Consider the following 24,898-nt stretch of genomic DNA (forward strand, 5'->3'; position numbering starts at 1 on the left):
GCCGGCCGCTGGCCGGCAACCCCGTGATCTCCGGAAGCACCGTGCAGATGCCGGCCAGCGGCCGGCACTACCAGGCATCGCTTTGACCGGTGCCGACCAACGCCGGCATCCACCGATGGCGGCTTTGCTATCCTTTCACCCCACGCCAGGGAGCCGTCCCGATGCCATCGCTGTCGCCCCGCCGCCCACTGGTGCTGCTGGTCCTGATCGTTGTGATGGCGGCGATCTTCCTGATCGACACCGTCACCGATTACGCGGTTGCCGCCGCCTGCTTCTACGCGGCGGTCATCCTGGCCGCATCGCGCGTGCTGGGCGCACGCGGGTTGATCACGCTTGCCCTGGCCTGCATCGCGCTGACCGGGCTGAGCTTCTTCCTGACCCGCTTCGGCACCTACCGCATCGGCCTGGTCAATTCGGTCATTGGCATGCTGGTGATCGGCATCACCACCTACCTTGCCCTGAACATGGAAGCGGCCAAGGCCGCCGTGCAGGAAGCACAGGGCCGCCTGCTGCGCGTGGCGCGCGCCTCCACCGTGGGCGAGCTCACCACCTCCATCGCGCATGAAGTGAACCAGCCGCTGGCGGCCATCGCCAGCAGCGCCGAAGCCTGCCAGCGTTGGCTCGCGCAGGACCCACCGAACGTGGACAAGGCCCGGCAGACCGTGGCCCGCATCCTGGCCGATGCACATCGTGCCGGTGACGTGATCGCCCGCATCCGCGGCCTGACCCAGGGCGCGGCACCGCAGCGACGCGCCTTCGATCTGAACCAGGCGGTGGAGGAAATGCTGGCGCTGTCGCGCAGCGAGCTGGACCGGCATGGCGTGGCCGTGGCGCTGCTGCTGGACGCCGAACTGCCACCGGTGCAGGCCGACCGCGTGCAGGTGCAGCAGGTGATCGGCAACCTGATCCTCAATGCGGTGGACGCGATGGAGACCGTGCCCACCGCCGACCGGCGCTTGTCCCTGCTGACCCGGCGCGACGGCCAGCGGGTCAGCCTCAGCGTCCGTGATCGCGGTGTCGGCCTGCCCGCCGACCATCCCGAACGCGTCTTCGATGCCTTCTGGACCACCAAGTCGCACGGTCTGGGGCTGGGTCTCAGCCTGAGCCGCTCGATGATCGAAGCCAACGACGGCCAGATCCGTGCCGAACGACCGGCAGGCGGCGGTGCCTGCTTTGTGTTCGACCTGCCCATTGCCACGGACGCCCACCATGCGTAAGCCCACTGCCGCCAACCCCGATCCGGCACCCATCGTCTATGTGGTCGACGACGATCCGTCGGTGCGCGCGGCACTGGAAGACCTGCTGGCCTCGATGGGCCTGCAGGTGCGGGCCTTCGCCTCCACCCAGGCCTTCCTCGAACACGCGCTGGAAGACGCACCGGCATGTCTCGTGCTGGACGTGCGCATGCCCGGCCAGAGCGGTCTTGAATTCCATCGCACGATGGGCAGCCACGGCCTGCAGCTGCCGGTGGTGTTCATCACCGGCCACGGCGACATCGCGATGGGCGTCAACGCGATCAAGGACGGCGCCATCGAATTCCTCACCAAGCCCTTCCGTGATCAGGAACTGCTCGATGCCATCCACAAGGGCATCGAGATCGACCGCCAGCGCCGCCGCGAGGGCGAGGCACTCGGCGCGCTGCAGCTGCGCTGGGACACCCTCAATGCCGGCGAGCGCGAGGTGGTCGATGGCGTGGTGCGCGGCCGCCTCAACAAGCAGATCGCCGGCGACCTGGGCGTCAGCGAGATCACGGTGAAGGTGCGCCGTGCGCAGGTGATGCGCAAGATGGGCGCACGCACCCTGGTTGACCTGGTGCGCATGTACGACCGCCTGCAGGCGGGTACGCCATGAACGTCCACGTCGCGCTGCTGCGCGCGGTCAACGTCGGCGGCACCGGCAAGCTGCCGATGCGCGAACTGGTGGCGATGTGCGAGGACGCAGGCTTCGCCGATGTCCGCACCTACATCGCCAGCGGCAATGTGGTGTTCCGCAGCGGGCTTGATGAATCCACCGTACGGGAGGCCCTCGCCCAACGGCTGCAGGCGTACGCCGGCAAGCCGGTGGGCGTGCTGGTGCGCTCGGCCAACGAGATCGCCGGCGTGGTGGCACGCAACCCGTTTGCGCAGGCCGCCGGCAACCGTGTGGTCGCGCTGTTCCTCGACGGCAGCCTGCCTGCCGATCCGCTGGACGGCGTGACCGGCCGGCGCGATGAACAGCTCGCACTCGGCACGCGCGAGATCTTCATCCACTACGGTGCCGGCATGGCCGACTCGCGCTTGCGGGTGCCCTATGCCCAGCACGGCACCGCCCGCAATATGAACACAATCGGCAAGCTTGCAGTGATGGCCGCAGCGCTTACCTCGCCTGCCAGCAATCCGCGTGCTGGCCGGAGGCGGTAGCGTCGACCTTCAGGCACTGCGCCGCGCTCGCGCTCCGTGAAGGCTGAAGCAGTGGGCGGACCCAACGGATCACGCCCGCTGCAAGCGGCGCTTCAATCGCGTATCCAGCAGCCCCACGCCCAGCAGCACCAGGCTGGTCAGCCATCCGGCGGCCAGCAGATGCACGTGCGGTAGCATCAGCCCCAGCACAAGCAGCGCCACCGCGCCCAGCAGATGCGAGCGCGGCGCGTGCCCATAGACCACGCGTTTGTACAGGGCACTGCCCAGCAGATAGATCAGCGGGCCTGCCACCATCACGGTGGCGTAAACCGGGGTGACGGCCACCCCCGGATGGTCCATGACCAGATCATTGCCCACCGCCGTGGCGATGATGCCGGCGATCAGCAATGCATGCACGTAGTGGAAGTTGGCGCCCATCCGCCCGGGGTCTTCGGCGTGGGTGATGGCCTCTGTGGCATCGCGGCTGGAGATGCCGAAGTACAGCCACCACATGGCAATCGTGCCGGCGAAGGTGGCCAACACCGCTGAAACCACTTCCAGGCTCCAATGCTCGACGTCGCTGAGCACGCCCCCGGTTGCCAGCAACGTCTCGCCCAGTGCGACGATGACGAACAGCTGGCAGCGTTCGGCCAGGTGTCCGCCCTCGATGGTCCAGTCGCGGGTGTGCGAACGGCCCATGCCCGGGAACGCGAAGCCGAACATCGGCGAGATGTATTCGCAGGCCACCGCCACCGCCCACAATGCCAGGCGGAGGTTGCCCTCGGCCGCCGCGCCGGCCAGCCAGAAGCAGGCCGACACGCTGACCCAGGCCAGCATGCGGCGGAAGTTCGGTGCCAACGGATGGCTCCGGCCGACCTCCAGCAGCACGAACGCGGTGCGTCCGACCTGCATCGTGGCGTACGCCCCGGCGAAGATCCACGCACGATCGGCAAACGCCTCGGGAATGGACGAGGACATCAACAACGCCAGCAGCATGGTGGCGAAGAGCAGGCCGCGGATGCGCGGCGCCTCCGGGTCGAACCAGTTGCTGACCCAGCACGCGTACTGCCAGCCGAGCCAGACCGCGAACCACAGCACCAGCGTCTGCAGTACACCGGCCAGGTCCAGGTGGTGCAGCAGATGGTGGCTGAGCTGGGTGACCGCGAATACGTAGACCAGATCGAAGAACAGTTCTTCGTAGGTCACGCGGGCATGGTGGCCGTCGCGGTGGCGCAGCGCGGGCAAGCGCAGTCGGGTACGCATGGAACTCCTTCAGCGCGCCAGGCGCCAGTACAGGAAACCGGCCAGCAACGCCGGCGCGGCAAACACCAGCAACAGGATCGGCAACTCCTCGCGTACCGCGTAACCGGCCTTGCTGACCCCCACCCACATGTTGGCCACGGCCACCAGCAGCCAGGTAGCGATGAAGGCGATCAGCGCCGTGGGCAGCTGCGAGGTGCCCACGCTCCAGAGACGGCCAAACAGCAGGAACACCCCCAGCAGGAGCACGCCGCCGAGCATCACCATGAGCACATGCATGGTCCACCTCCTTGAGCCTGGGAACAGGCTAGCCCCGGCCGATTGTGCGCAACAGCCCGTGGAGATGGATTCATAGTCCAGAGCAAGCGAACAATCCCGGCATCGGATGCGGCGAACCTTATGGCAGCCATGAGTTATTCGCGAAACGGGCCGTCCAGGGTACGTGCTAGCTTCATCCGACCCTATCCAGACCCCTCTCCGCCATGCGCCGTTGCCTGACGACCCTTGCCCTGACTGCCACACTTGCCTTTGATGTCACTGCCGCCGACACACCGCTGCCACAGCTGCAGGCCTACACCGTAGACCCATCCTGGCTGCAGCCGATGGCGCCGCTGCAGATCGCCGACCATACCTGGCAGATCGGCACTGAGGACCTGACCGCGCTACTGGTGCAGACCGCCGACGGCGCGGTGCTGCTCGACGGCGGCATGCCGCAGATGGCCAGCCACCTCATCAGCAACATGAAGGTGCGCGACGTGGCGCCGCAGGACCTGCGCTTGATCCTGCTCAGCCATGCGCATGCCGACCATGCGGGCCCGGTGGCAGAACTGAAGCGCCGTACCGGTGCGATGGTGGTAGCCAACGCCGAATCAGCGGTGCTGCTGGCGCGCGGCGGCAGCAACGACCTGCACTTTGGCGACAGCATCACCTTTCCGCCGGCCAGCACCGACCGCATCATCATGGATGGCGAAGTGGTCACGGTGGGTGGCATCGCGTTCACTGCACACTTCATGCCGGGGCACACCCCGGGCAGCACCGCCTGGACCTGGACCGATACCCGCGATGGCAAGCCGGTGCGCATCGCCTACGCCGACAGCCTGAGTGCGCCGGGCTACCAGCTGCAGGGCAACGCCCGCTATCCCCACCTGGTCGAGGACTACCGGCGCAGCTTCGCTACGGTGCGCGGCCTGCCCTGCGACCTGTTGCTGACCCCGCATCCGGGCGCCAGCAACTGGAACTATGCCGCTGGCAGCAAGGCCAGCGACAAGGCACTGAACTGCAAGGCCTACGCGGATGCGGCCGAGAAGAAGTTCGACGCGCAGTTGGAAGGAAACGGCCGCAGCACGCTGATCCCGTAGAGCCGAGCCCATGCTCGGCTTGCCGGCCAAACACAGCCGAGCGTGGGCTCGGCTCTACACAGGATGCGTCGAAGAGTGCCGGTCAGAACGACCGGCACCCGCCGTCCATCAGCCACCCTGTCCGTGCTGGGCGAACGGCTCGGTGCTGCCGTCGGTGCGCACCAGCTCGACGGTGTACGGCTGCACGTAGCCATCCGGCATTTCCATGCCCGGCGAACCGGCCGGCATGCCGGGCAGCACCAGCCCGCGCGCGGCCGGGCGTTCGGCCAGCAGGCGCTTGATGTCCTCGGCCGGAACGTGGCCCTCGACCACATACCCGCCGATCTCGGCGGTATGGCAGGACGCCTTGCCGACCGGCACGCCCAAGCGAACCTTGATCGGGTTCATGTCGTCGGTGTCATGCACCTCCACCTGGAAGCCGGCAGCCTTCAGGTGGTCGACCCAGATGCCACAGCAGCCGCAGCTGGCGGTCTTGTGCACGATGGCCACCGGCAAGGCCGGATCGACCTTGGACGGGCTGGCCTGGATCGGTGCCACCGGTGCTGCGCTGGCGATCGGTGCGGCGGCGGATTCTTCGGCGGCACGTGCACAGGCGGTCGTGGCCAACACGGTACCCAGCAGCAGGCCGAGGGAGAGAGTACGGTTCATTGCGTGATTCCTTTGCAGAGGCGGGCAACGCGGCCCGTCGCCCGCGCATCGAAGGCACAGGCAGAGTCGAGAAAAGTCGAGCAACTACGGCAGGCGCTTGAGGCCTGCAGGGAATCACGCGATAGGGGGCCGCAACGGGTCCGGCATCGGCGGCGGTGCGCGTTGCCGGGTACTGGCGGCTACCGGCGCCTCGCGCCACGGCGAGGCGGGCATACCGCTCGACATGGCCAGCATGCCAAGGCAGGCCGGCGGGCATTCACACTCACCACTCTGGCAGGCCGCCGGGGCCGCATCATCGCAGCAGCCGGCTGCCGCCATCGCGGCCGAGTGCGGTGCAGCGCAGTGATCCTGGTTGGCCGACCCGCTGTACGAAGATGAGGCAAGCGCGAGCGCCGGTGCATTCAGCACCAGGGCGACAAGCAGCATCCATCGCAGCAGCAGGCCAGGCAGGTTCACCTGCCGATGATAGCCGATGCGCGTGTCACGCAGTCGCCGCCGCCATTGCACTCATCCGCACCGGAATCGACTTGGCAGCGGGCGTGCCGCTGATGCGGTCGTAGTAGTCCAGTGGCAACAACGGGTTCAGTTCCGGGTAGTACCCGGCCAGCGCGCCGCGCGGCATCGGGTAGTCCAGTACGGTCAGGCCCTCGACGCGCCGCTGCACGCCATCGCGGCTGATCGTCTCCAGGCTGACCAGCGCCTCCTTCTCCAGACCGCGCGCCAGCCGGTCCTCGATGTTCATGAACAGCACCATGCGATCGTTGTACACGCCGCGATAGCGATCATTGTAGCTGTAGATGGTGGTGTTGTACTGATCATGCGAGCGCACGGTGGCCAACCGCAACATGTCCGGATCGTGCACCGGATCGTCCACGTCCAGGCCGGGCATCACCAGGATGTTGGCCTTGCCATTGGGCGTGGGCCACACGCGGCGGCGCGGCGGAATGTCCAGATGGAAACCGTGCGGCTGCTGGATGCGCGCGTTGAAGCCGGTGTAGATCTCCGGGTACACGGCAGCGATGAGTTCGCGAATAGGTGCATAGTCGTGCATGCAGCGCGCCCAGTCGACCTTGCTGTGCGGCAGCGCAGCCATCGCCATGCGGCAGACGATCTCGACCTCGGGCAGCACCTCCGTGCTGACCGGTTCGAGCACGCCGCGCGAGGCGGTCACGTTCGACATCGCGTCTTCGATGGTGACGAACTGCTCGCCGGCCGGCGTGACGATGCGCTCCGAGCGCGCCACTACCGGCAGGATCAGCGCATCGCGGCCATGAACCAGATGACCTCGATTGAGCTTGGTGGCGATGCCCACGGTCAGGTCCAGCCCACGCATCGCTTCATACGCGCGAGGCGTATCGGGCACCGCATGGATGAAGTTGCCCCCCAGGCCGATGAACACCTTGGCGCTGCCGTCCAGCATCGCCTCGATGGACTCGACCACATGGTGGCCATGCTCACGCGGCGGATCGAAGCCGAACACCTGCTGCACGCGGTCCAGGTAGGCCGGCTTGGGCTTCTCGTCGATGCCGACGGTGCGGTCGCCCTGCACATTGGAATGACCACGGATCGGCCCTATGCCAGCACCGGGCTTGCCGAAGTTGCCACGCAGCATCAGCAGGTTGGCGACCTGCTGCAGCAGGCGCGAGCCGTACTGATGCTGGGTCAGGCCCATGCCGTAGCAGATCACGGTGGCCTTGGAGCGGATGTAGATCTCCGCACAGCGGTGTATCTGCGCCTGCGAGATGCCGGATACCTGCACGATCTGGTCCCAGTCCTGCGCCAACACATCCTCGCGCAGCGCCTCCAGGCCCACTGTGTGTTCTGACAGGAAATCATGGTCGAGCACGCGCTCGCCCTGCGCCTCGCGCTCGAACATCACCTTCATCATGCCCTTGATCAGGGCCAGGTCGCCGCCGATGCGGATGTGCACGAACTCGCTGGTGATCTCGGTCGAACCGAACGTGGCCATCTGCACCACGTCCTGCGGCTCGGCAAAGCGGATCAGCGCGCGCTCGGGCATCGGATTGACCGCCACAATCGGGATGCCGCGTTTGCGCGCATCGACCAGGTTGCTCATCATCCGCGGTGAATTGGTGCCGGTGTTCTGGCCGATCACGAAGATCGCCTCGGCGTGCTCGAAATCCTGCAGCACGATGGTGCCCTTGCCCACCCCGATGGCCGGCGGCAGCCCGCGGCTGGTCGGCTCGTGGCACATGTTCGAGCAGTCCGGGAAGTTGTTGGTACCAAACTCGCGCACGAAGATCGAATACAGGAACGCCGCTTCGTTGGGCGTGCGCCCGGAGGTGTAGAACTCGGCCTGGTGTGGGCTGTCCAGCGCCTGCAGGTGGCGACCGATCAGTGCAAAGGCATCGTCCCAGCTGCACGGCACGTAGTGGTCGGTGGCTGCGTCGTAGCGCATCGGCTCGGTCAGCCGGCCCTGCATCTCCAACCAGTAGTCGGTCTGCGCCATCAGCTCCGTGACGGTGTGGCGGGCGAACAACTCGCGGCCGGCCCGGAACTCCGTAGCCTCCCAGGCCAGTGCCTTCGCGCCGTTCTCGCAGAACTCCAGCTTCCTGCGTTCGTCGGCATCGGGGAACGCGCAGCTGGGGCACTTGAAGCCACCGGGCTGGTTCATCGCCAGCAGCGCCTTCGACCCCTTGCCGATCACACTCTGCTGCAGCAGCACCTTGGCGGTGGCACCGGCGGCACCCCAGCCGCCGGCAGGCTGGTTGTAGGGCTTGTAACGCGGCGGTTTCTGCTCGGACATGTTCGGGAACCTTACGGAAGGAACGCAGCAACAATCGGCACAACGCGGTCCGGCGGCGCAGTCAATGGCACGACCAGCCGCACAGTCAAGCACGGCCTGCGCGGCTTCGCCAGAGGGTACAGGCGGTTTTCAGCACAACCTGCCATGGCAACGGTTACAGCCGCGTCTGCGCGCGACCACTGCGCTATCCTCGAAACCGCAGGCGGTGGCCCGCCCGCGTTTCTCCCTTGTCCGGACGCGCTGCATGCCTGATTCGATCCCGCCGCACACCCCACCTGCCGGCACCGCCCAACGCCCGCTGCAGCGCTGGCGCAACGAGGGGCAACAGCAGCAGGTCGATGTGGTGGCCGAAGAAGTGCCGGTGGCGCTGCGCTACAACGGCGCCGCCTTTGCGGTGATGATGGCCACACCGTGCGACCTGGAAGACTTCGCGCTCGGCTTCTCGCTCAGCGAAGGCCTGATCGACACCCCCTCGCAGCTGCTGTCGATCGAGATCCGCCCGCAGCTGGAAGGCATCGAGTTACAGATGACCGTGGCTGAGGAGGCACCCGGTGCCGACCTGGACCCGTCCAATGGACGCCTGCTGCCCGGTCGTGGTGGCTGTGGCCTGTGCGGCACGCGCCAGCTGGAAGAAGTGCTGCGCCCACTGCCGCAGATCCGCGAGCGACGCAGCTACTCGCCCGCCGCTCTGCAGCGCGTGCTGGCCACGCTGACGCAGCACCAGCCGATGAATGCGGCAAGCGGCTCCACCCACGCCGCGGCCTGGGCCGATGCCAGTGGACGCATCGGCTGGGTGCGGGAGGATGTCGGACGCCACAATGCACTGGACAAGCTGATCGGTGCGCTGCACCACAACGAACACGCCATCGAAGGCGGCCTGCTGGTGATTTCCAGCCGGGCCAGCTACGAAATGGTCAGCAAGGCGGTGCGCGCCGGTGCCAGCGTACTGGCTGCAGTCTCGGCACCGACCGCGCTGGCGATCGACCTGGCCCGCAGTGCCGGCCTGTGCCTGGTCGGGTTCGCGCGGGAGAGCGGGTTCAATGTGTATACCCATCCGGACCGGTTGCAGGCGGACGACCGGTAATCTCCGCTGCGTAGGGTCGACTATCACTCGTGGCGCGAGGTTTCCGGGCACCTGAAGGACGAGCAGTCGATTAACTGTCGACTCTACCGCAACGGCTTCCGGGCCCCTCGCCCAGCCAAGGCGAAATCGTCGTAGTTCGATAGCCAGCAATCGGCGCGCCACGCACCATCGAGGACACTCATCATGGTCCTTTCTGGAGTTCCCATGTCGGCTGCCCGGCAACCACGTTCACTGCTGTCGGTTTCCCTTGATGTTTCCGTGCACCGTACGTTGGCAGGTGCGCCGGCTTCCGGAAGCCGCGGAACCAAGGTAACGGATGCCCTGCCTCCCCCCACGATCCGTGCAGAAGGTCCGGCGCTCTGGCAGGCAAGGCGTGAAGAGGCCCACCTGTGGATCCTGCCCGTCCCCACCGCGCTACCCGGATCGATGCGATGCGTGACGGGCGAAGCAGGACGCATTGCCGCGGTTGCGCACACCATTCTGGGCCGGCCGAAGGTGGACATCACCGGCAGATGGGAGGGCTCGGGACTGAGCGCGTTGTTCACACTGGCCCGTGCGGTGTCTGAAGCCGAAACCATCCACCACAATCCCGACAACCTGACCCTGAAGGATGTTCTGCCGGCGGACGTCCATGCAGAATGGCAAGCGGCATTGAATGAGTGCGGAATCGATCCAATCGAGCTGGAACGCCTGCGTCCCCACTTCGCGGCCAGAGCGCTGCGCAAGGCCGTCATGGCCAGGCATCAGCTGGAGTCGCCGAAGGCATTCTGCAAGGAGCTGCGCAGGATAGGACGCGCGGGTGGAGCCCGCTACTTCGTGCCGCGCACTGAACTGGCTATCGACATCGCGGCAGCTGACGACTGCGGTAAACCGCATCCTGCACTGGATGACACGACACGGTTTGCGGTGCAGGTCGAGCGACTCCGTCGCCTTCACGATACCGCCCGTGTTCAGTCCAAGGCCTGGGCGCATGGCGATGCCCTTGGCATGGGTGGGCATGACGTGCCTATGGATATGCACGTGACAGCGACTGGCAGCAACGAGCTGGACACGCTTCGACGCGAGGCCTGGCTCAGCGCAGTGGAAGCCGTAACTGCGGGAAGATCAACCACGCTTGCGATGCTCGATATTGCAGATGCGTTCGACGGGAACGGCTACATCAGAGCGCTGCGCGAACGCGGTTTCAGCTTCCAGCCGGCGTAGCCACTGAGCTGCGGGCCTGAGTCCGGGCAGCACTCTGCTGCCCGGAGCAATTGCACTCAGCGCAGCGCGACCTTCGGGAAGTCCACCGGCACGTCGAACGCCACGTTGACGTAGTTGGTGAACAGGTTGAGCGCCACATGCGCGAGGATCTCCACGATCTGCTCATCATCGAAGCCAGCCGCGCGCAGCGCCTGCACGTCGCCGTCGGCGATCTGCGCACGCTGCTCGACCACCTTCAACGCGAAGTCGAGCGCCGCCGCAGTGGCCGGGTCGCTGGACTGGCCGATCTGCGCGGCGGTCATCTGCTCGCTGCTGGCGCCGGCCTCGCGGCCCAATGCCGTGTGCGCGGCCAGGCAGTACTCGCAGGCGTTGCGGTTGGCGATGGCCACGGCGATCTGCTCGCCCAGCAGCGGCGACAGGCGACCGCCGCCCAGCGCGCCGAACGAACCCCACATGCTCTGCAGGGCGGCTGGCGAGTTGGCCACGGCGCGGAACATGGCCGGGGTGGCGCCGAAAGCGGCGTGGACCTGACCCAGCAGGGCCTGGCGGTCGGCGGTGGTGTTGGCGGCATCGATCAGGGGGACACGGGACATGGTGGATCTCCTTGGGAAAGCGCCCGGGATTGGACGACCCGCTCATCCTAGGTAGACTCGCTGGACGCTTCAGGCGCAATCAGCCACACATGTTGTCCATTCATCCATGAGCACGCCCACCGACACCTCCCCACCCGACCGTCTCTCCTCCCTGCTGGAGCGCTTCCGGGTGCAGGCCGCGCTGTTCCACAGTGGTCCGCTGTGCGGGCGCCATGTCTTCGAGCCGCAGCCCGGTCGTGCCTTCCTGCACATCCTGCGCCAGGGTGAAATGGAGGTCCGTCATCCCGACGGCGATATCGCGCTGCCCCGGTTGAAGATCGACACACCCAGCCTGCTGCTGTATCCGCAACCGCTGCACCATGTGTTCTTCAATGCACCGCTGGAAGGCCCGGATTTCACCTGCGCCACGCTGGATTTCGATGGCGGCGCGCGTAATCCGATCGTGCAGTCGCTGCCGCCGGTGATGGTGGTGCCACTGGCCGCGATCGGCGAACTGGATGACACCCTGCAGCTGCTGTTTGCCGAGGCCGATCGCCAGCGCTGTGGTTCACGGCTGCTGACCAATCGCCTGTTCGAGGTGGCGCTGATCCAGATCCTGCGCTGGGTGGTCGACCACCCGGATGCAGCGGGTGTCAGTCATGGACTGATGCGCGGGCTGTCCGACGCGAGGCTGGCACGCACGCTGGTGGCGATGCACCAGGCACCGCAGGACGAATGGACGCTGCCCCGTATGGCCGCGATCGCCGGCATGTCGCGCAGCGCATTCGCGGCAGTGTTCAAGGAGGTGATGCAGGCGACGCCGGCCGCCTATCTGCTGGACTGGCGGCTGAGCCTGGCCTGCGCGCAGCTGCGGGCCGGCGTGGCAGTCAAGCAGGTGGCGGTCGAGGTGGGGTTTGCCGATACCGCGTCGTTGTCGAAGGCGTTCCGCAAGCGGTTGGGGGCGTCGCCCAGGGCCTGGTTGGCCGCGAGCGCCGCCCAGGCTGGGTAAAGGGTGAGGGGGTAGAGTCGGCCGCTGGTCGCCTATCGCGCGACGCGCGGGATGTTCGTTGTCCGACCGAAGGACAGTCGACTAACGATCGACTCTACCGATGTGGCATTTTCGTGATCTGACCGAAGAGCAGCCGACCAGCGGTCGGCTCTACCACGGACGATCGAAGCGGCATTTTCATGGCCTGACCGAAGGGCAGCCGACCAGCGGTCGGCTCTACCACGTGCGATGTCTGCGCGCCGACCGGCCGCTCAACGGGACGTGCCGTCAGACTTCGCCAGCAGCCCGGCGATGCGCTCGGCCACCTGGGCGCGCACGCCTTCATCCAGCTGCCCTTCGTACATCGCCTCGTAGATCCACAGGCCGTCGGCGGCCAGCCGTGCTACGAAATTGTCGAGCGCGGCCGGGTCATTCAGCCCGGCCGACGGCGGCAACGGCGCCCAGCGGCGTACCGCCGGGCCCCACGGGCGCTCATCGGCGTCCGGGTCGGCCGATTCGAGCATGAACATCAGCTCGGCACGGGTAGCGCTCTGCGCCGAGACGCGCACGAAGGTCTGGTAACGCTCCAGCGCCGAGGCTTCGTCCGCACGCTTGCCCAGCAGCGTTTCCATCGACGACTCCCAGGCCTGCACCAGGTGCTCGTCGATGCCGCGCAGCAGTGCCTCGCGCGACGGGAAGTGGTACAGCAGGCCGCCGCGGGTCAGCTTGGCCTCGGCCGCCACCGACTCGAAGGTCACCGCTCGCACGCCATCACGATTGATCACGTTGACGGCGGCGTCGAGGATGCGGTCGCGTTTGCTGGTTCTCATCGTTTCATTTTACGCGATCGGCCGCGCCCTCGCGGCCGCCGATGCGGCCGCGCAGCAGGCGCGCGATGATCGCCGCGCCCACTGCCAATACCGTCGTGATCACCAGCAGCACGATCTGGTAGCCACGGTCATACGCGGCCGCAGCCAGTGCGAACCACTCACCCTGCCCGCTCTCGCGCGCGACATGCAGCGCCTGGGTGAAACCCTCGCGGGCAAGCACCGGCATATCGGCCGAGACCGGCAGGAACGCGCTGTACATCGCCGCGCTCAAGCTGCCGAGCATCGCCACCGCCAGCAGGCCACCGAATTCGTAGGACACCTCTTCGACCGACGAGGCCATGCCTGCGCGGTGTGCCGGCACATTGTTGAGGATGGCGGTGGATGCCACCGAGATGGCCGAGCCCATGCCGAAGCCGGTGATGGCCATACCAGCCACCACCCAGCCAAGGCCGTGCGGGAAGCCGAACGCCACCATGCCGACGCCCAGCGCACCTGCGGCCAGGCCACCACAGATCAGCGGGCGCAGGCCCACCCGGTGCAGGATGCTGCCGCCCAGAAGCGCGCTCGGAAGGCTGCCCATTGCCGCCACCGAGACCAGCAGACCCGCCTGCAGCGGCGTGAAGCCTGCCACCAGCTGGAAGCGCTGGGTGGTGACCAGCTGCAGGCCGGCCATCGCGAACAGGGTGAACACTGCCGACAGCGTGCCGGCCAGGAACGCAGGATTGCGGAAAATCGCAAAGTCCAGCAGCGGGTACGGCAGCTGTTGCTGGCGGCGCGCGAACGCCGCACCGCTGATGACGGCCAACAGCAGCGCGCCTGCGCCCAGCGCGTACGACGGCGGCGTAGCGATCAGCGACTTGATCGCCAGCACCACGCCGGACAGTGCGGCCAATGCCAGCACCGAGGACACAAGGTCCCATGGCCGCGAGGTGTCACGCTGTCCTTCCGGCGCCAGCAGCAGCGTGGCCACGAACGCGACCACCACCACCGGCACGTTGATCAGGAACACCGAGCCCCACCAGAAGTGCTGCAGCAGCCAGCCGCCGATGATCGGCCCGAGCGCCGCACCGACGATGGCCACCGAACCCCAAATGGCGATGGCGATGTTGCGTTCGCGCTCTTCGTGGAAGCTCAGGCCGATCAGCGCCAACGTGGCTGGCATCATCGCTGCGGCACCGACTGCCAGGAGGGCTCGTGCGGCAATCAGCTGAGCTGCGGTGTCGGCGAACGCCGCGGCCAGCGAGGCGACGCCGAACACCACCAGGCCGATCAGGAACATGCGGCGATGACCGATGCGGTCGCCCAGCGTGCCCGCACCCAGCAGCAGGCCGGCCATCACCAGCGGATAGGCGTTGACGATCCACAGCGCCTGGCCGGCACTGGCCGAGAGTTCCTCGGTCAGCGTAGGCAGTGCGGTGTAGAGCACGGAGTTGTCGAGCGTGACCAGCAGCAGGCCGGCGGCGACGGTAAACAACAGCGCCCAGCGACGGGCACGCGACAGGGCCGGAGCACCGGCCAGGGGCTGGGACAAAGCCATGGGGAAACCTGATGGGGAGCGGAAAACGGCCCTAACTATACAGGATGTCCTGTATAGTTATGAAAACAGCGCCGCCGATTCAGATTGGGGCCCGGGCAATGTTCATGTTGTCGTGCCCTCATGCCGGGTCGTGCCCGGTGTCAGGGATCATCACCGACAGTCTTCCGGCAGCGCGGCAACCGCCGATACCACCGCCGCCTGCATGCCCTTCCCCACAGCCATGTCCAGTTCCCCGCTAGTTCCGCCATGCTGGCGCCGCAGTTCGTCCTCGCACAGCCCGCGCACCCGCGCACGGGCCTGTGCGCGCAGGCTGCTGCACCGCCAATCGGTGCCGCCCAAAGGCAACACCGAGTACACCACGCTGTTGCAGGCATTGCCGGCGCGCTGCTGCAACGACAGCCCGCCGAAATCCCGCGGTTCGCTGCTGCGTTGCGGGTCGAAGTAGCTGTCCGGGAACGTGCGCGCGTACTGTTCGATGTCCACGGCCATGCGGCGTCCACCGGCCAACGGCATCTGCAGCGTCTGCCCGCACGGCGTCGCGTCGGCGCGATGCTGGATGTACTGGTAGATCGGCCGGTCCAGCGATGGATCCTGCTGGGTCACCGCGCTGACTGCCGCCAGCACAGGCAGCGATGCACGATTGGCCATGCGCGCCAACACTCCCGCCTGCGCCGGCTGGCAGCGGTCGCGCAATGTTGCCGCGAGCAGGAACAGCACGTCGTTGCGGAATGCGTGGTCGTCACCCAGGCGCTGTTCGATGCGCTGGCTGGCATTGGACGTCGGCGCCGGAAACGCGACCGCAGGCGGCGCGATGGGTGCGCGCTGCCGCTGCCACCACAGCAGCACCCCCGCGCCCAGCAGCACCCCGGCAGCCATGATCCATCGCCTGCGCATCAGTTGCGGATCGCCGTCAGCGTGGCCGCCGCGGCATCGTAGGACGCGCTGGCGATGTCCGCGTCGAAACGCTTCACCTGCAGGCGGCCGGCAAGCCGGTACGGATCCCACAGATCGCCCAGCGCGATCGGCGTGGCCAGGGTCACGTGGATGATCTGGTTCGGTGGCGGCGGCGGCACGTGGATGCACGCGCCGTAGAACGGCACGAACAGCAGTTCATCCACCAATCCTGCATCGTTGGTGCCGAGCGGCACCACGTAGCCATCCAGATCCACCGCGCGACCATCGACAGCATCGACCACCCGCGAAGAGCCGAACTGCTTGGCGCGATCCGGGCTGGAATGGTCGATCTCCTGCCCCGGCGGCGTGCCCGAGCCGGTGTCGTCGATCAGGCCACCCACGCCCTCCATCCCATTGCGTGACAGGCCGATCTGAGGGGGCGGTCGCTGGTAGGTCACTTCGTCGGGCCGCAACGCGTCCCAACGGTCGATGGGGGCTTCGCCCGTGGCCGAGGGTGCCGCTCTGTCCTGCGGCGTGACCACCACGGCGTCGCTGCCCGGCGCCGTACAGCCCGCCAGCCACAGGCATCCCAGCATGAGCAGCAGGTGGCTACGGTTCATAGGGCCTCAGCTGTGCATCACGCATGGTGTAGGCCGAACCGGCCAGATCGTCATCCAACCGTTCGGCACGCAGTGTGCCGGCCAGGAAGAACGGCGAGTACATGTCGGGCATGTCGATCGGGCGTGGCAGCACCACGTGCACGATCTGGTTCGGCGGCGGGGGTGGCACGTGGATGCAGGCGCCGTAGTACGGCACGAACAGGAATTCAGTCAGCCGCCCGTCCTGCGCGTTGGCCAGCGGTACCACGTAACCCGGCAGGCGAACCGGTCGCTGCAGCACCGTATCCACCGTACGGAACGTACCGAACTGCGGCATGCGCCGGTTGCCGTTGTGCTCGACCTCCGGGCCCTCGCCCCGCTCCAGCGCGGCCAGCTCGTCCTTCGGCATCATCTGCAACCAGTCCAGTTCCTGCTCTGCCGCATCCGCAGCGTCAGCGCGGTCGACAACCGGCGAGGGTGGCAAGGCCTGCACACCGGTATCCACCGGCCGCTCGCAGGCGGCCAGGGCCAACACCATCGGCAGCGACAGCATCCAGCGCATGCTCAGCCTCCCGGCGACAGGCCATCGGCCAGCGTGCGCCGGTAGGCCAGCAACGCCGGCACCAGCCCGGCCACAGCGCTGATCGCCAGCACGCCTGCCACCCAGGCCAGCTCGCGGCCGTCCGGCCAGACATGGGTGATCGACAGGCCAAAGTTGGCCAGCGCCCAGCCGCGCCCGGCAATGCTGGCGGCAACCAGAAGCACCAGCGCCAGCGCGCAGGCCACCGCGCTGGTCGCCACCGCCTCCACCACCAGCAGGGCAGCGATGTAACCCGGCCGTGCTCCGGTGGCACGCAGGATCGCCATCTCGCGCCGCCGCTCCTGCAGGGTCGAGACCAGCAGCGCCACCAGCGAGACCATGCCCAGTGCCACCACCATCGCGCTGATCAGCTGCAGCGCCCGTTCGGCCATGCCCAGCGACTGCCACAACTGCTGCAGCGTGACGCCGGGCAGGATCGCCAGCATCGCCTCGTCGGGATACTCGTTGATCCTGCGCTGCACCGAAAACGTGGCAATGCGCGAGTTCAGGCCGAGCATGAAGGCGGTGATGCTGGTCGGGGTCAGATCCAGATGACGCGCCTGCTCGGCGCTGACGCGCTGGCTGCGCAGCTGCACGCCCGATCGCCAGTCGACATGGATCGCTTCGATCGCCGGCAGCGAAACCAGCAGCGACGAATCCACCGGCGTGCCGGTGCGCTGCAGGATGCCGGCAACACGGAATGGCTTGTCGGCATGCGTGGCCAGCGTGACCGCGCCCGTGCCGTGCGCCAGCACGATCTCATCGCCGAGGCCGACCTTCTGCGCGCGTGCCACCTCCGCGCCGATCACCGCGTCGTACAGATCATCGAACGGCCGTCCGTCCGCGAACGCAAGCGCGTGCCCGGCGCCGTAGCGGTAGTGCTCGAAATAGCCATCGCTGGTACCGACCACGCGGTAGCCGCGCCAGGAATCGCCCAGCGAAAGCGGCACCGCCCACTTCACCTGCGGCAAGGCGGACAGCTCCTGGTAGGACTGCCAGGACACGTTGTTGGTCGGGTCGCCGATATGGAACACCGAATACAGCAGCAGGTTCACCGGCCCCGAACGCGCACCGACGATCAGGTCGGTGCCCGATACGGTGCTGGCGAACCCCTCGTGCGCCTGCGTGCGTACACGCTCGACGCCCAACAGCAACACCACGCTGAGGGTGATGACCAGCACGGTCAGTCCCACACTCAACGCACGGCTGCGCAGGCTGGCCCAGGCAAGCTCAAGCATGGCCGGCACCTGCCTGGTTGATCTCGGACAGTGAAATCGTGCGGTCGAACAAGGGCTGCAGGCTGTCGTCATGGCTGACCACCAGCACCGTGGTGCCGGCCGCCTGGCACTGCGCGGACATCAGCTTCAGGAACGCGGTTGCCGCGTCGCGGTCAAGCGCCGAGGTGGGCTCATCGGCCAGCAGCAATGCCGGACGACCGATCAGGGCGCGTGCTGCCGCCACGCGTTGTTGCTGGCCGACACTGAGCGTGCCTGCGCGCCGCTGCATCAGCGCCGGGTCCAGCTGCAGGGCCTGCAGCAGGCGGGCGATCTCGGCATCCAACGGGCCACTGATGCGTGCGCTGCGCAGGCGCGAGAAGCGCAGGCCCAGCGCGATGTTGTCGCGCACGGTGAGGAACGGCAGCAGGTTGAACTGCTGGAAGATCACACCCAGGTGGTCGGCGCGGAAGCGGTCCCGCGCGGCACCACGCATCGCCTGCAGCGCGTGACCGGCGACCTCGATGCTGCCCTTGCAGGGCAGCAGCACGCCCGCGAGCAGGCCCAGCAGCGTGCTCTTGCCGCCGCCACTGATCCCGCGCAGCAGCACGCTGCTGCCCTGCTCGATCCACAGCCGCGGCACGTCCAGCACCAGCTGCCGGCCGTAGCCGAACTGCACGCCATCCAGCGCGATCACCGGTCGCATGCTCACGGAGCCAGCACCACGCGCAGGTTGTCCGGGGTCAGCACGCTGCGGTTCTGGCCATGGGCGGTGGCACTGTTGACGATTACTTCGTGCAGGCCCGGGAACAATGCGGGCAGGCGCACGACAATGGCCCGCAGCTCGGCAGGCTTGGCGCAGTGGTACTGCAGCGTTGCGCTGAACCCCGCGTGCCGATGCTGACCTGATGGCGGTGCGGCAGCCGTCGCATCGAATCCCTCGGCCTTGGCATCGTTGCCTGAAAGGCGGCAGCCCGCGGCGGTAGGCAAGGTGACCCAGCTGCCGCCCTGCAGCAGCGCAGTCGCACGCGCCAGCGCGGACTGCTCGGCCGCATTGGCCGGCGGCCGCTCGAAATCAAGGATGCCGATGCCGGGGGCCTTCAGGGCGAATTCCAGCGTCTGCTGGTCAAGCGCAACATCGACGCTGGCCTGGCCGTGCACGTGCGGTGCGTGCTGGCGGATATCGTGGGCCTGCGCGGCGCTGGCGGCCAGCAGCAGGAAAAGAGCAGCAGAAAGCTTCATGGGGGACACTCCAATTGTTACTATGTAACATTATGGACCACATCCCCACGACGCCCGCAAGGGCCCTGGCCCAGCCGCCAACTTCGGCACGCTGGCACCCCCGCTTCGATCTTGCCGGTGCCTGGCTGTCCCTGGCCTGCGCCGCCCATTGCATCGCCCTGCCCCTGCTGCTGGCCTTCGTGCCGGCAGCGATGATGGCGCTGCGTTCGTTCCAGCACCCCGGCCATGGCGCGATGACCGTGCTGCTGATGATGTCGCGCTGGGAATGGCTGTTCGCGCTGCTGGCCTCGTCGCTGGCCTTGGCGAGCACCTCGGCCGGGCTGCACCGGCACGGGCGCGGGCGGCCTCTGCGGCTGGCGTGCGTCGGCGCGATCCTTCTACTGTCAGCCTCGCTGTACCTGCCGCTGAAGGAATCACTGCTCTGGCATGGCGTCACCACCGCGTGCGGCGGCATGATGCTGGCGGCAGCACACATCGGCAATCGGCGGGCGCTGCACAACCGCTAACACCGGCTGCGGGTCGGTTGGAACACGCCATCCACGCATGGCGTGGATCTACTGAAACATGCAACACAGCCAACGGTAGTGCCGGCCGCTGGCCGGACGGAAAACACCATCCACGCATGGCGTGGATCTACTGATGCACTCCCGGCAGCCGGCCAGCGGCCGGCTCTACCCCTCCTTATTCGTCAAACGGACGCTGCCCCAGCGTCTGCGTCACATGGTCGACGAAGCAGGTGATGCGCGCAGCCAGCGCGGTGTTGCGGTAGTACACCGCGTTGATTGGCTGCCGCACCTCCTGCGTATGCCTGGCCAACAGCTGCACCAGGCGGCCATCACGCCGGTCCTGACGGGTCAGGAAGTCGGACAGGCAGGCGATGCCCAACCCGGCCACCGCCATCTGCCGCAGCGTCTCGCCGCTGGATGAAGCGATCGCCGGCTCGATCACGAAAGGCCCGCCATCGGCATCGTGTAGTGGCCATTCGTTCAACGAACTGGGCTGGGTAAAACCCAGCAGGTCGTGCTCGCGCAACTGCTCCACGCGCGTCGGCGTGCCGTGCCGTCGCAGGTACTCGGGGCTGGCCACCACGCGGATGCGGCTGTGACCGATCGGTCGCGCATGCAGGGTGGAATCGCGCAGCACGCCGATGCGGAACGCCACATCGGTGCGCTTTTCGATCAGGTCGGTGATGCCCTCGTTGGAATTCAACTCCAGCTCCACCTGCGGGTAGCGATCACGGAAGCCCTCCAGCAGCGGCACGATCACGTGCAGCATGAACGGCGTGGCCGCGTCCACGCGCAGGCGCCCGACCGGCTGCAGCCGCCGCGCCGCCATCTGTTCCTCGGCCTCGTCCACCGTGGCCAGGATCGTGCGCGCGTACTCCAGGAACGCCGCGCCCTCCTCGGTCAGTTCCAGCCGCCGCGTGGTCCGCCGCAGCAGGGTGGTCTGCAGCTTGTCTTCCAGCCGCGCCAGGGTGCGGCTGGTGGCCGAGATGGTCAGCTCCAGCGCCTCGGCCGCCGCCGTGATGGAGCCACCATCGACCACCGCCACGAAGGCCTTCAGCTCATCCAAGGTGGTTTTCATTATTTACCTCGCCGCAAAAGCATTTCCCATATACACGGCTTAATCAACAAATGTAAAGCGCCCACACTTCGCCCTGTCCCGAGCCGCCGGCTCGCAACGAAATCCCTGGAGTCCATCATGAGCGTTCCTTCCTTTGGCGTCGGCACCTTCCGCCTGAGCGGCCAGACCGTCATCGACTCGGTACGCAACGCGCTTGACGTCGGCTACCGTGCCGTCGACACGGCGCAGATCTACGGCAACGAAGCCGAGGTCGGCCAGGCCATCGCCGAATCCGGCGTGCCACGCGACCAGCTGTTCCTGACCACCAAGATCTGGGTCGACAACTACGCTGCCGACAAACTGATCCCGAGCCTGCGCGACAGCCTGGCCAAGCTGCGCACCGAGTACGTCGACCTGCTGCTGATCCACTGGCCGGCGCCGGGCAATGGCGTTGAGCTGCGCGAATACATGACCGCACTGGCTGAAGCCAAGACGCTGGGCCTGACCCGCCAGATCGGTGTGTCCAACTTCAACATCGAACTGACACGGCAGGCCATCGAGGTGGTCGGCACCGGCGAGATCGCCACCAACCAGATCGAACTGAGCCCCTACCTGCAGAACCCGGCGCTGACCGCCTTCCTGCAGGAGCAGGGAATCGCGGTCACCTCCTACATGACCCTGGCCTACGGCAAGGTGCTGAAGGACCCGGTGCTGGCCGGCATCGCCGACAAGCACCAGGCCACCGTGGCCCAGGTCGCGCTGGCGTGGGCCCTGCAGCGGGGTTACTCGGTCATTCCGTCCTCGACAAAGCGCGAGAACCTGGCCAGCAATCTGCTCGCCCAGGACCTGCACCTGGATGCCGATGACATGGCCGCGATCGCCGCGCTTGACCGCAACGGCCGCGAAGTCGATCCGCCGGGCCTGGCCCCGGACTGGGACTGAGGCGCCTCGCCATGGGCAGTGCGTTGACGCGTCTGCAGGCCGGTGGCTTCAGCATCGGCATCGAGGCACCGCTGGACAATGACTGGACGCCGCTGGGCGAACAGGCACGACGCGCCGCGCGACGCCTGCCCGGCGAACCGGACCTGCAGCGCCATGCGGAACTGGCACGGCTGGCCGACCGCCTCGGCTTCCGTGCGCTCTGGGTACGCGACGTGCCGGTGTACGACCCGGCCTTCGGTGATGCGGCGCAGGTGTTCGAGGTATTCAGTTACCTCGGCTACCTGGCCGGCATCACCGAGCACATCCTGCTGGGCACCGGTGCGGTGGTGTTGCCGATCCGGGAGCCGTTGCTGACCCTGAAGTCGGCGCGCAGCGTGCAGCGGCTCAGCGGCGACCGCCTGCTGCTGGGCGTAGCCAGTGGCGACCGCCCGGTGGAGTACCCGCTGTTCGGCCGCGACTTCGACAGCCGTGGCCGCCGCTTCCGCGAGCAGATCGCACTGCTGCGCGAAGGCGCCGCTGCGCACCTGCCGCAGGGCTTGGACGTGCTGCCCGCAGGTGGCCCGGCCCTGCCGTTGTTCGTGGCCGGCCTGGCCCAGCAGCAACCGGCATGGATCGGCCAGCACATGGAGGGTTGCCTGGCCTACCCGGGCACGCCACAGGACCATGCGCAGCGCGTGGCGGCCTGGCGCGCCGTGGCCGGCAACAAGCCGTATGCCAGCTTCATCCACCTGGACCTGGTGGCCGATGCTGATGCCCCCTTGCAGCGCTGGCGCTTCGGCCTGCGTGGCGGCCGCAACGCCCTTTTGGCCGAGCTGCACGCCATGCAGGCAGCCGGTGTCGACCACATCGGCCTGCAGTTCCGCCGCAATGAACGGCCGTTGGCCGAAACCTTCCACGAAATCGCCGAGTACGTGCTGCCGCACTTCCCGGCCCATGCCCGCGCCGCCGCGACGGCCTGACAGTTACCGGAGCTTTGCCATGAAGATGAAGACCCTGGCCGCGCTTGCGCTGGCCACCCTGCCGCTGTCCTTCCAGGCCACCGCCGAGGACTGGTATCCCTCCGCCTACGGCGCCGACGACGAGATCGGCGCGGCCAACCTGCTGACCGCGGACGTGGTCAAGCACGCGGTCTCGCTGGTCAGGACCGGCAAGACCTATCCGCTGGCGGTGCCGGTGGACAAGAACCTGCCCGCGTTCCGCCACCGCAGCTTCCGCCTGTACAACGTGCAGGTCGGCCAGCAGGCTGGCAAGTCGCTGGGCCCCAACAGGTTCACCTTCAACGATGAACTGGTGAACGCCTGGACCGGCGTTGGCACCCAGCTCAACGGTATCGGCCATATCGGCATCGACAACGTCTACTACAACGGCAACAAGGCCGCCGACTTCGTCACCGTGGACGGGGTGCGCAAGCTCGGCGTCGAGAAGGTGCCGCCGATGGTCACCCGTGGCGTCGTGCTGGACATGACCGCGTACTACGGCAAGGCGATCGTGCCCGGCGGCACCGAGTTCACCGTGGCCGACATCCAGGCCGTGCTGAAGAAGCAGGGCCTGAGCCTGCGCAAGGGCGACGTGGTGCTGTTCAACACCGGCTGGCTGGAACTGATCGGCAAGGACGACAAACAGTTCCTGGAAGTGGAACCGGGCATCGGCATGGAGGCGGCGAAGTGGCTGGCCGACCAGGGCATCGTCGCCTTCGGTGGCGACACCTGGGCCTCGGAGGTCTACCCGAACCCGGACGGTGCCGAGGAGTTTCCGATCAACCAGTACATGCTGGCCAAGCGCGGCATCTACAACCTGGAGCTGATCGACAGCCGGGCGCTGGTGCGCGACAAGGCCTGGGAATTCCTGTTCGTGCTCGGCCAGCCGCTGTACGTCGGCTCGACCCAGGTGAACATCAACCCGGTGGCGATCCGATGAACACCGCCGCTGACCTTCCCGTGTTCGCCGGCCGCCGCTTCCGCGTCAGCTATGACGGCCTGGCCGCCGACAATGTCTACAGCGCCGATGGCCGCCACGTGCAGTACGCCATCGTCTCCGGCGCCCATGCCGGTGCGCAGGGCGAAGCCGCCTGCGAGTGGCAGCGGATCAGCGACGGGGTCTATGCCATTTCGTGGCAGGAAGCCGATGGCGCTACGGTCGTGCATGTCGACGATTTCGTGGGCGGGCGTTCGCTGGCCTGGTTCACCGCCACCGATGGCAGCTTCCATCGCATGCAGGGGCCGTTGGCAGCGCTGTGATGCCGGCCAGCGGCCGGCACTACCCCCTCCGGTCGGACAGCTTCGCGTACTGTGTCGGTAGAGCCGGCCGCTGGCCGGCATCCTCGAACGAGTCGAACACTCCGGCCACCCAGTCGATGAACACCCGAAACCGGGGCGACGGCGTGCGATTGCGCGGGTAGACCAGGCTCAACGGACTCGGCGTCGGCGGCGCCTCCGGCAGCAGCTCCACCAGCTGCCGGCGCGCGATATACGGGTCCATCCGGTAGCGCGGTGCCTGGATGATGCCCAGGCCCGCCAGCGCAGCGCCAAGGAACGCGTCCGCACCCGACACACGCACCCGCGCCGGCAGCGGCAGGTAGCGCACCTGCCCGCCCTGCTGGAACTCCAGCGGAATCAGCTGGCCGCTGGCGCTGGAGCGGTAGCCGACCATCTGGTGGCCGTCCTGCAGGGCATCGATGCTGCCCGGCACGCCCCTGGCCTGCACGTAGCCAGGCGAGGCGACCGTCACCTCGCGCAGCATCGTCAACCGGCGCGCCGCCAGATCGCTGTCGGCCAGCGTCCCGACCCGCAACGCCGCATCCACGCCTTCGCCCAGCAGGTCAACATAGCGGTCGCCTTCGCTGACCTCCAGTTCGATCTCGGGGTAGCGCTGCAGGAATTGCGGCAGGTGCGGGAACAGCAGGTGCCGGCCCAGCGTGCCATGCACTTCAATGCGCAACGGGCCGCGCGGCGGCGCGTCACGGAACGCGGCCTCCGCATCATCCATGTCGGCGATCAGACGCAGGCAACGGCCATAGAAGGCCTCGCCTTCCAGCGTTGGCACCACCCGCCGCGTGGTCCGGTGCAGCAGGCGCACGCCAAGCCGCTCTTCCAGTGCCTTGATCGCGTCGGTCACCGTGGCCCGTGGCAGGCCGAGGTCTTCGGAGGCCCGGGTGAAGCTGCGGCGCTCGACGATACGGACGAAGGCGCGCATGGCCGTGAAGCGATCCATTGTTCGGTGATCCGGATGATGTTGGCGGA

Annotated in this window: 26 protein-coding genes and 1 pseudogene; 12 read left to right on the forward strand and 15 right to left on the reverse strand. The window is 67.4% G+C overall.

The features are described from left to right. Positions 1–161: 161 nt before the first annotated feature. The 3 genes from ACM0PB_RS17600 to ACM0PB_RS17610 are packed head-to-tail and all read left to right on the forward strand — an operon-like array spanning position 162 to position 2,399. Entirely contained in the window at positions 162–1,217 is a 1,056-nt protein-coding gene (locus ACM0PB_RS17600) for a sensor histidine kinase (RefSeq protein ID WP_164092826.1), read from the forward strand. Beyond that, a complete protein-coding gene (locus ACM0PB_RS17605; RefSeq protein WP_065186490.1) occupies positions 1,210–1,851 on the forward strand; it encodes a response regulator transcription factor in 642 nt (213 codons plus the stop codon). Before ACM0PB_RS17600 ends, ACM0PB_RS17605 begins: the two co-directional genes overlap by 8 nt. Next, positions 1,848–2,399 carry a DUF1697 domain-containing protein gene (locus ACM0PB_RS17610; RefSeq protein ID WP_065186491.1) on the forward strand — a complete coding sequence of 184 codons (552 nt, stop codon included), beginning with the start codon at positions 1,848–1,850 and terminating at the stop codon, positions 2,397–2,399. The genes ACM0PB_RS17605 and ACM0PB_RS17610 overlap by 4 nt, the downstream gene beginning before the upstream one ends. 69 nt (positions 2,400–2,468) lie before the next feature. Here the strand turns inward: ACM0PB_RS17610 and ACM0PB_RS17615 are convergent, their stop codons facing one another. Continuing rightward, positions 2,469–3,641 (reverse strand): low temperature requirement protein A, encoded by a 1,173-nt coding sequence (locus ACM0PB_RS17615; protein ID WP_065186492.1) that lies wholly within the window; start codon positions 3,639–3,641, stop codon positions 2,469–2,471. Positions 3,642–3,650: 9 nt separating this feature from the next. Continuing rightward, positions 3,651–3,917 carry a hypothetical protein gene (locus tag ACM0PB_RS17620; RefSeq protein WP_005416705.1) on the reverse strand — a complete coding sequence of 89 codons (267 nt, stop codon included), beginning with the start codon at positions 3,915–3,917 and terminating at the stop codon, positions 3,651–3,653. Between the two features lie 203 nt (positions 3,918–4,120). On the opposite strand from ACM0PB_RS17620, the pseudogene blaL1 reads away from it, so the two are divergent. Next, positions 4,121–4,988, forward strand: a pseudogene (blaL1, locus tag ACM0PB_RS17625) (L1 family subclass B3 metallo-beta-lactamase). Positions 4,989–5,104: 116 nt separating this feature from the next. Here the strand turns inward: blaL1 and ACM0PB_RS17630 are convergent. Next, positions 5,105–5,644, reverse strand: a complete 540-nt coding sequence (locus ACM0PB_RS17630; RefSeq protein WP_414604704.1) for a DUF411 domain-containing protein — start codon at positions 5,642–5,644, stop codon at positions 5,105–5,107. 481 nt (positions 5,645–6,125) lie between these two features. Then, on the reverse strand, positions 6,126–8,411 hold the full coding sequence (locus tag ACM0PB_RS17635; RefSeq protein ID WP_065186494.1) for an FdhF/YdeP family oxidoreductase: 2,286 nt from the start codon (positions 8,409–8,411) through the stop codon (positions 6,126–6,128). A 244-nt stretch (positions 8,412–8,655) separates the two neighbouring features. On the opposite strand from ACM0PB_RS17635, the gene fdhD reads away from it, so the two are divergent. Then, entirely contained in the window at positions 8,656–9,495 is an 840-nt protein-coding gene (gene fdhD, locus ACM0PB_RS17640) for a formate dehydrogenase accessory sulfurtransferase FdhD (RefSeq protein ID WP_414604705.1), read from the forward strand. A 204-nt stretch (positions 9,496–9,699) separates the two neighbouring features. Beyond that, positions 9,700–10,698, forward strand: a complete 999-nt coding sequence (locus ACM0PB_RS17645; RefSeq protein WP_164229117.1) for a TraB/GumN family protein — start codon at positions 9,700–9,702, stop codon at positions 10,696–10,698. A 56-nt stretch (positions 10,699–10,754) separates the two neighbouring features. Here the strand turns inward: ACM0PB_RS17645 and ACM0PB_RS17650 are convergent, their stop codons facing one another. Then, the gene (locus ACM0PB_RS17650; RefSeq protein ID WP_065186495.1) at positions 10,755–11,291 is read right to left on the reverse strand and encodes a carboxymuconolactone decarboxylase family protein; all 537 of its coding nucleotides are present in this window, start codon (positions 11,289–11,291) and stop codon (positions 10,755–10,757) included. A 106-nt stretch (positions 11,292–11,397) separates the two neighbouring features. Between ACM0PB_RS17650 and ACM0PB_RS17655 the strand changes: the two genes are divergently transcribed. After that, positions 11,398–12,279 (forward strand): AraC family transcriptional regulator, encoded by an 882-nt coding sequence (locus ACM0PB_RS17655; protein WP_065186496.1) that lies wholly within the window; start codon positions 11,398–11,400, stop codon positions 12,277–12,279. Positions 12,280–12,530: 251 nt separating this feature from the next. Here ACM0PB_RS17655 and ACM0PB_RS17660 read toward each other — a convergent pair whose 3' ends face one another. From ACM0PB_RS17660 to ACM0PB_RS17695, 8 genes are all read right to left on the reverse strand, one after another. Then, positions 12,531–13,088, reverse strand: coding sequence for a TetR/AcrR family transcriptional regulator (locus ACM0PB_RS17660; RefSeq protein ID WP_065177713.1), 558 nt, complete (start codon positions 13,086–13,088; stop codon positions 12,531–12,533). Between the two features lie 4 nt (positions 13,089–13,092). After that, entirely contained in the window at positions 13,093–14,625 is a 1,533-nt protein-coding gene (locus ACM0PB_RS17665; RefSeq protein ID WP_065186497.1) for an MFS transporter, read from the reverse strand. 150 nt (positions 14,626–14,775) lie between these two features. After that, positions 14,776–15,519, reverse strand: a complete 744-nt coding sequence (locus ACM0PB_RS17670) for a hypothetical protein (RefSeq protein WP_065186498.1) — start codon at positions 15,517–15,519, stop codon at positions 14,776–14,778. Further along, on the reverse strand, positions 15,519–16,139 hold the full coding sequence (locus ACM0PB_RS17675; protein ID WP_065177710.1) for a DUF3299 domain-containing protein: 621 nt from the start codon (positions 16,137–16,139) through the stop codon (positions 15,519–15,521). The genes ACM0PB_RS17670 and ACM0PB_RS17675 overlap by 1 nt, the downstream gene beginning before the upstream one ends. Further along, on the reverse strand, positions 16,129–16,680 hold the full coding sequence (locus ACM0PB_RS17680) for a DUF3299 domain-containing protein (RefSeq protein ID WP_065177709.1): 552 nt from the start codon (positions 16,678–16,680) through the stop codon (positions 16,129–16,131). Before ACM0PB_RS17680 ends, ACM0PB_RS17675 begins: the two co-directional genes overlap by 11 nt. A 2-nt stretch (positions 16,681–16,682) precedes the next feature. Further along, entirely contained in the window at positions 16,683–17,936 is a 1,254-nt protein-coding gene (locus tag ACM0PB_RS17685; protein WP_065177708.1) for an ABC transporter permease, read from the reverse strand. Then, positions 17,929–18,624 (reverse strand): ATP-binding cassette domain-containing protein, encoded by a 696-nt coding sequence (locus ACM0PB_RS17690; RefSeq protein ID WP_065177707.1) that lies wholly within the window; start codon positions 18,622–18,624, stop codon positions 17,929–17,931. Before ACM0PB_RS17690 ends, ACM0PB_RS17685 begins: the two co-directional genes overlap by 8 nt. Further along, positions 18,621–19,154 carry a ZrgA family zinc uptake protein gene (locus ACM0PB_RS17695; protein ID WP_065177706.1) on the reverse strand — a complete coding sequence of 178 codons (534 nt, stop codon included), beginning with the start codon at positions 19,152–19,154 and terminating at the stop codon, positions 18,621–18,623. Before ACM0PB_RS17695 ends, ACM0PB_RS17690 begins: the two co-directional genes overlap by 4 nt. A gap of 32 nt (positions 19,155–19,186) precedes the next feature. On the opposite strand from ACM0PB_RS17695, the gene ACM0PB_RS17700 reads away from it, so the two are divergent. Next, positions 19,187–19,660, forward strand: a complete 474-nt coding sequence (locus tag ACM0PB_RS17700) for a MerC domain-containing protein (RefSeq protein ID WP_005416722.1) — start codon at positions 19,187–19,189, stop codon at positions 19,658–19,660. Positions 19,661–19,835: 175 nt separating this feature from the next. On the opposite strand, the gene ACM0PB_RS17705 is transcribed toward ACM0PB_RS17700, so the two are convergent. Then, positions 19,836–20,738, reverse strand: a complete 903-nt coding sequence (locus ACM0PB_RS17705) for a LysR family transcriptional regulator (protein WP_065186499.1) — start codon at positions 20,736–20,738, stop codon at positions 19,836–19,838. Between the two features lie 117 nt (positions 20,739–20,855). On the opposite strand from ACM0PB_RS17705, the gene dkgB reads away from it, so the two are divergent. Genes dkgB through ACM0PB_RS17725 form a run of 4 tightly spaced genes read left to right on the forward strand, consistent with a single transcriptional unit; the run spans position 20,856 to position 23,896 of the window. Next, entirely contained in the window at positions 20,856–21,659 is an 804-nt protein-coding gene (gene dkgB, locus ACM0PB_RS17710) for a 2,5-didehydrogluconate reductase DkgB (protein WP_065177705.1), read from the forward strand. 11 nt (positions 21,660–21,670) lie between these two features. Further along, positions 21,671–22,618, forward strand: a complete 948-nt coding sequence (locus ACM0PB_RS17715) for a TIGR03571 family LLM class oxidoreductase (RefSeq protein WP_065186500.1) — start codon at positions 21,671–21,673, stop codon at positions 22,616–22,618. Between the two features lie 19 nt (positions 22,619–22,637). Continuing rightward, positions 22,638–23,576, forward strand: a complete 939-nt coding sequence (locus ACM0PB_RS17720) for a cyclase family protein (protein WP_111176457.1) — start codon at positions 22,638–22,640, stop codon at positions 23,574–23,576. Then, positions 23,573–23,896: a MoaF-related domain-containing protein gene (locus ACM0PB_RS17725; protein ID WP_065177703.1), complete on the forward strand. Its 324-nt coding sequence runs from the start codon at positions 23,573–23,575 to the stop codon at positions 23,894–23,896. Before ACM0PB_RS17720 ends, ACM0PB_RS17725 begins: the two co-directional genes overlap by 4 nt. Positions 23,897–23,915: 19 nt before the next feature. Here the strand turns inward: ACM0PB_RS17725 and ACM0PB_RS17730 are convergent, their stop codons facing one another. Further along, entirely contained in the window at positions 23,916–24,869 is a 954-nt protein-coding gene (locus ACM0PB_RS17730; protein WP_065186501.1) for a LysR family transcriptional regulator, read from the reverse strand. Positions 24,870–24,898 lie beyond the last annotated feature (29 nt).

The sequence above is a fragment of the Stenotrophomonas sp. AR029 genome (assembly GCF_047520695.2).
GTDB classification, from domain to species: Bacteria; Pseudomonadota; Gammaproteobacteria; order Xanthomonadales; family Xanthomonadaceae; genus Stenotrophomonas; species Stenotrophomonas sepilia.

Excerpts from the sequence above, each read along its gene's own strand:
- ACM0PB_RS17600 (WP_164092826.1), top strand. The coding sequence starts at position 162 with ATGCCATCGCTGTCGCCCCGCCGCCCACTGGTGCTGCTGGTCCTGATC.
- ACM0PB_RS17605 (WP_065186490.1), top strand. The coding sequence starts at position 1,210 with ATGCGTAAGCCCACTGCCGCCAACCCCGATCCGGCACCCATCGTCTAT.
- ACM0PB_RS17610 (WP_065186491.1), top strand. The coding sequence starts at position 1,848 with ATGAACGTCCACGTCGCGCTGCTGCGCGCGGTCAACGTCGGCGGCACC.
- ACM0PB_RS17615 (WP_065186492.1), bottom strand. The coding sequence starts at position 3,641 with ATGCGTACCCGACTGCGCTTGCCCGCGCTGCGCCACCGCGACGGCCAC.
- ACM0PB_RS17620 (WP_005416705.1), bottom strand. The coding sequence starts at position 3,917 with ATGCATGTGCTCATGGTGATGCTCGGCGGCGTGCTCCTGCTGGGGGTG.
- ACM0PB_RS17630 (WP_414604704.1), bottom strand. The coding sequence starts at position 5,644 with ATGAACCGTACTCTCTCCCTCGGCCTGCTGCTGGGTACCGTGTTGGCC.
- ACM0PB_RS17635 (WP_065186494.1), bottom strand. The coding sequence starts at position 8,411 with ATGTCCGAGCAGAAACCGCCGCGTTACAAGCCCTACAACCAGCCTGCC.
- fdhD (WP_414604705.1), top strand. The coding sequence starts at position 8,656 with ATGCCTGATTCGATCCCGCCGCACACCCCACCTGCCGGCACCGCCCAA.
- ACM0PB_RS17645 (WP_164229117.1), top strand. The coding sequence starts at position 9,700 with ATGTCGGCTGCCCGGCAACCACGTTCACTGCTGTCGGTTTCCCTTGAT.
- ACM0PB_RS17650 (WP_065186495.1), bottom strand. The coding sequence starts at position 11,291 with ATGTCCCGTGTCCCCCTGATCGATGCCGCCAACACCACCGCCGACCGC.
- ACM0PB_RS17655 (WP_065186496.1), top strand. The coding sequence starts at position 11,398 with ATGAGCACGCCCACCGACACCTCCCCACCCGACCGTCTCTCCTCCCTG.
- ACM0PB_RS17660 (WP_065177713.1), bottom strand. The coding sequence starts at position 13,088 with ATGAGAACCAGCAAACGCGACCGCATCCTCGACGCCGCCGTCAACGTG.
- ACM0PB_RS17665 (WP_065186497.1), bottom strand. The coding sequence starts at position 14,625 with ATGGCTTTGTCCCAGCCCCTGGCCGGTGCTCCGGCCCTGTCGCGTGCC.
- ACM0PB_RS17670 (WP_065186498.1), bottom strand. The coding sequence starts at position 15,519 with ATGCGCAGGCGATGGATCATGGCTGCCGGGGTGCTGCTGGGCGCGGGG.
- ACM0PB_RS17675 (WP_065177710.1), bottom strand. The coding sequence starts at position 16,139 with ATGAACCGTAGCCACCTGCTGCTCATGCTGGGATGCCTGTGGCTGGCG.
- ACM0PB_RS17680 (WP_065177709.1), bottom strand. The coding sequence starts at position 16,680 with ATGCGCTGGATGCTGTCGCTGCCGATGGTGTTGGCCCTGGCCGCCTGC.
- ACM0PB_RS17685 (WP_065177708.1), bottom strand. The coding sequence starts at position 17,936 with ATGCTTGAGCTTGCCTGGGCCAGCCTGCGCAGCCGTGCGTTGAGTGTG.
- ACM0PB_RS17695 (WP_065177706.1), bottom strand. The coding sequence starts at position 19,154 with ATGAAGCTTTCTGCTGCTCTTTTCCTGCTGCTGGCCGCCAGCGCCGCG.
- ACM0PB_RS17700 (WP_005416722.1), top strand. The coding sequence starts at position 19,187 with ATGGACCACATCCCCACGACGCCCGCAAGGGCCCTGGCCCAGCCGCCA.
- ACM0PB_RS17705 (WP_065186499.1), bottom strand. The coding sequence starts at position 20,738 with ATGAAAACCACCTTGGATGAGCTGAAGGCCTTCGTGGCGGTGGTCGAT.
- dkgB (WP_065177705.1), top strand. The coding sequence starts at position 20,856 with ATGAGCGTTCCTTCCTTTGGCGTCGGCACCTTCCGCCTGAGCGGCCAG.
- ACM0PB_RS17715 (WP_065186500.1), top strand. The coding sequence starts at position 21,671 with ATGGGCAGTGCGTTGACGCGTCTGCAGGCCGGTGGCTTCAGCATCGGC.
- ACM0PB_RS17720 (WP_111176457.1), top strand. The coding sequence starts at position 22,638 with ATGAAGATGAAGACCCTGGCCGCGCTTGCGCTGGCCACCCTGCCGCTG.
- ACM0PB_RS17725 (WP_065177703.1), top strand. The coding sequence starts at position 23,573 with ATGAACACCGCCGCTGACCTTCCCGTGTTCGCCGGCCGCCGCTTCCGC.
- ACM0PB_RS17730 (WP_065186501.1), bottom strand. The coding sequence starts at position 24,869 with ATGGATCGCTTCACGGCCATGCGCGCCTTCGTCCGTATCGTCGAGCGC.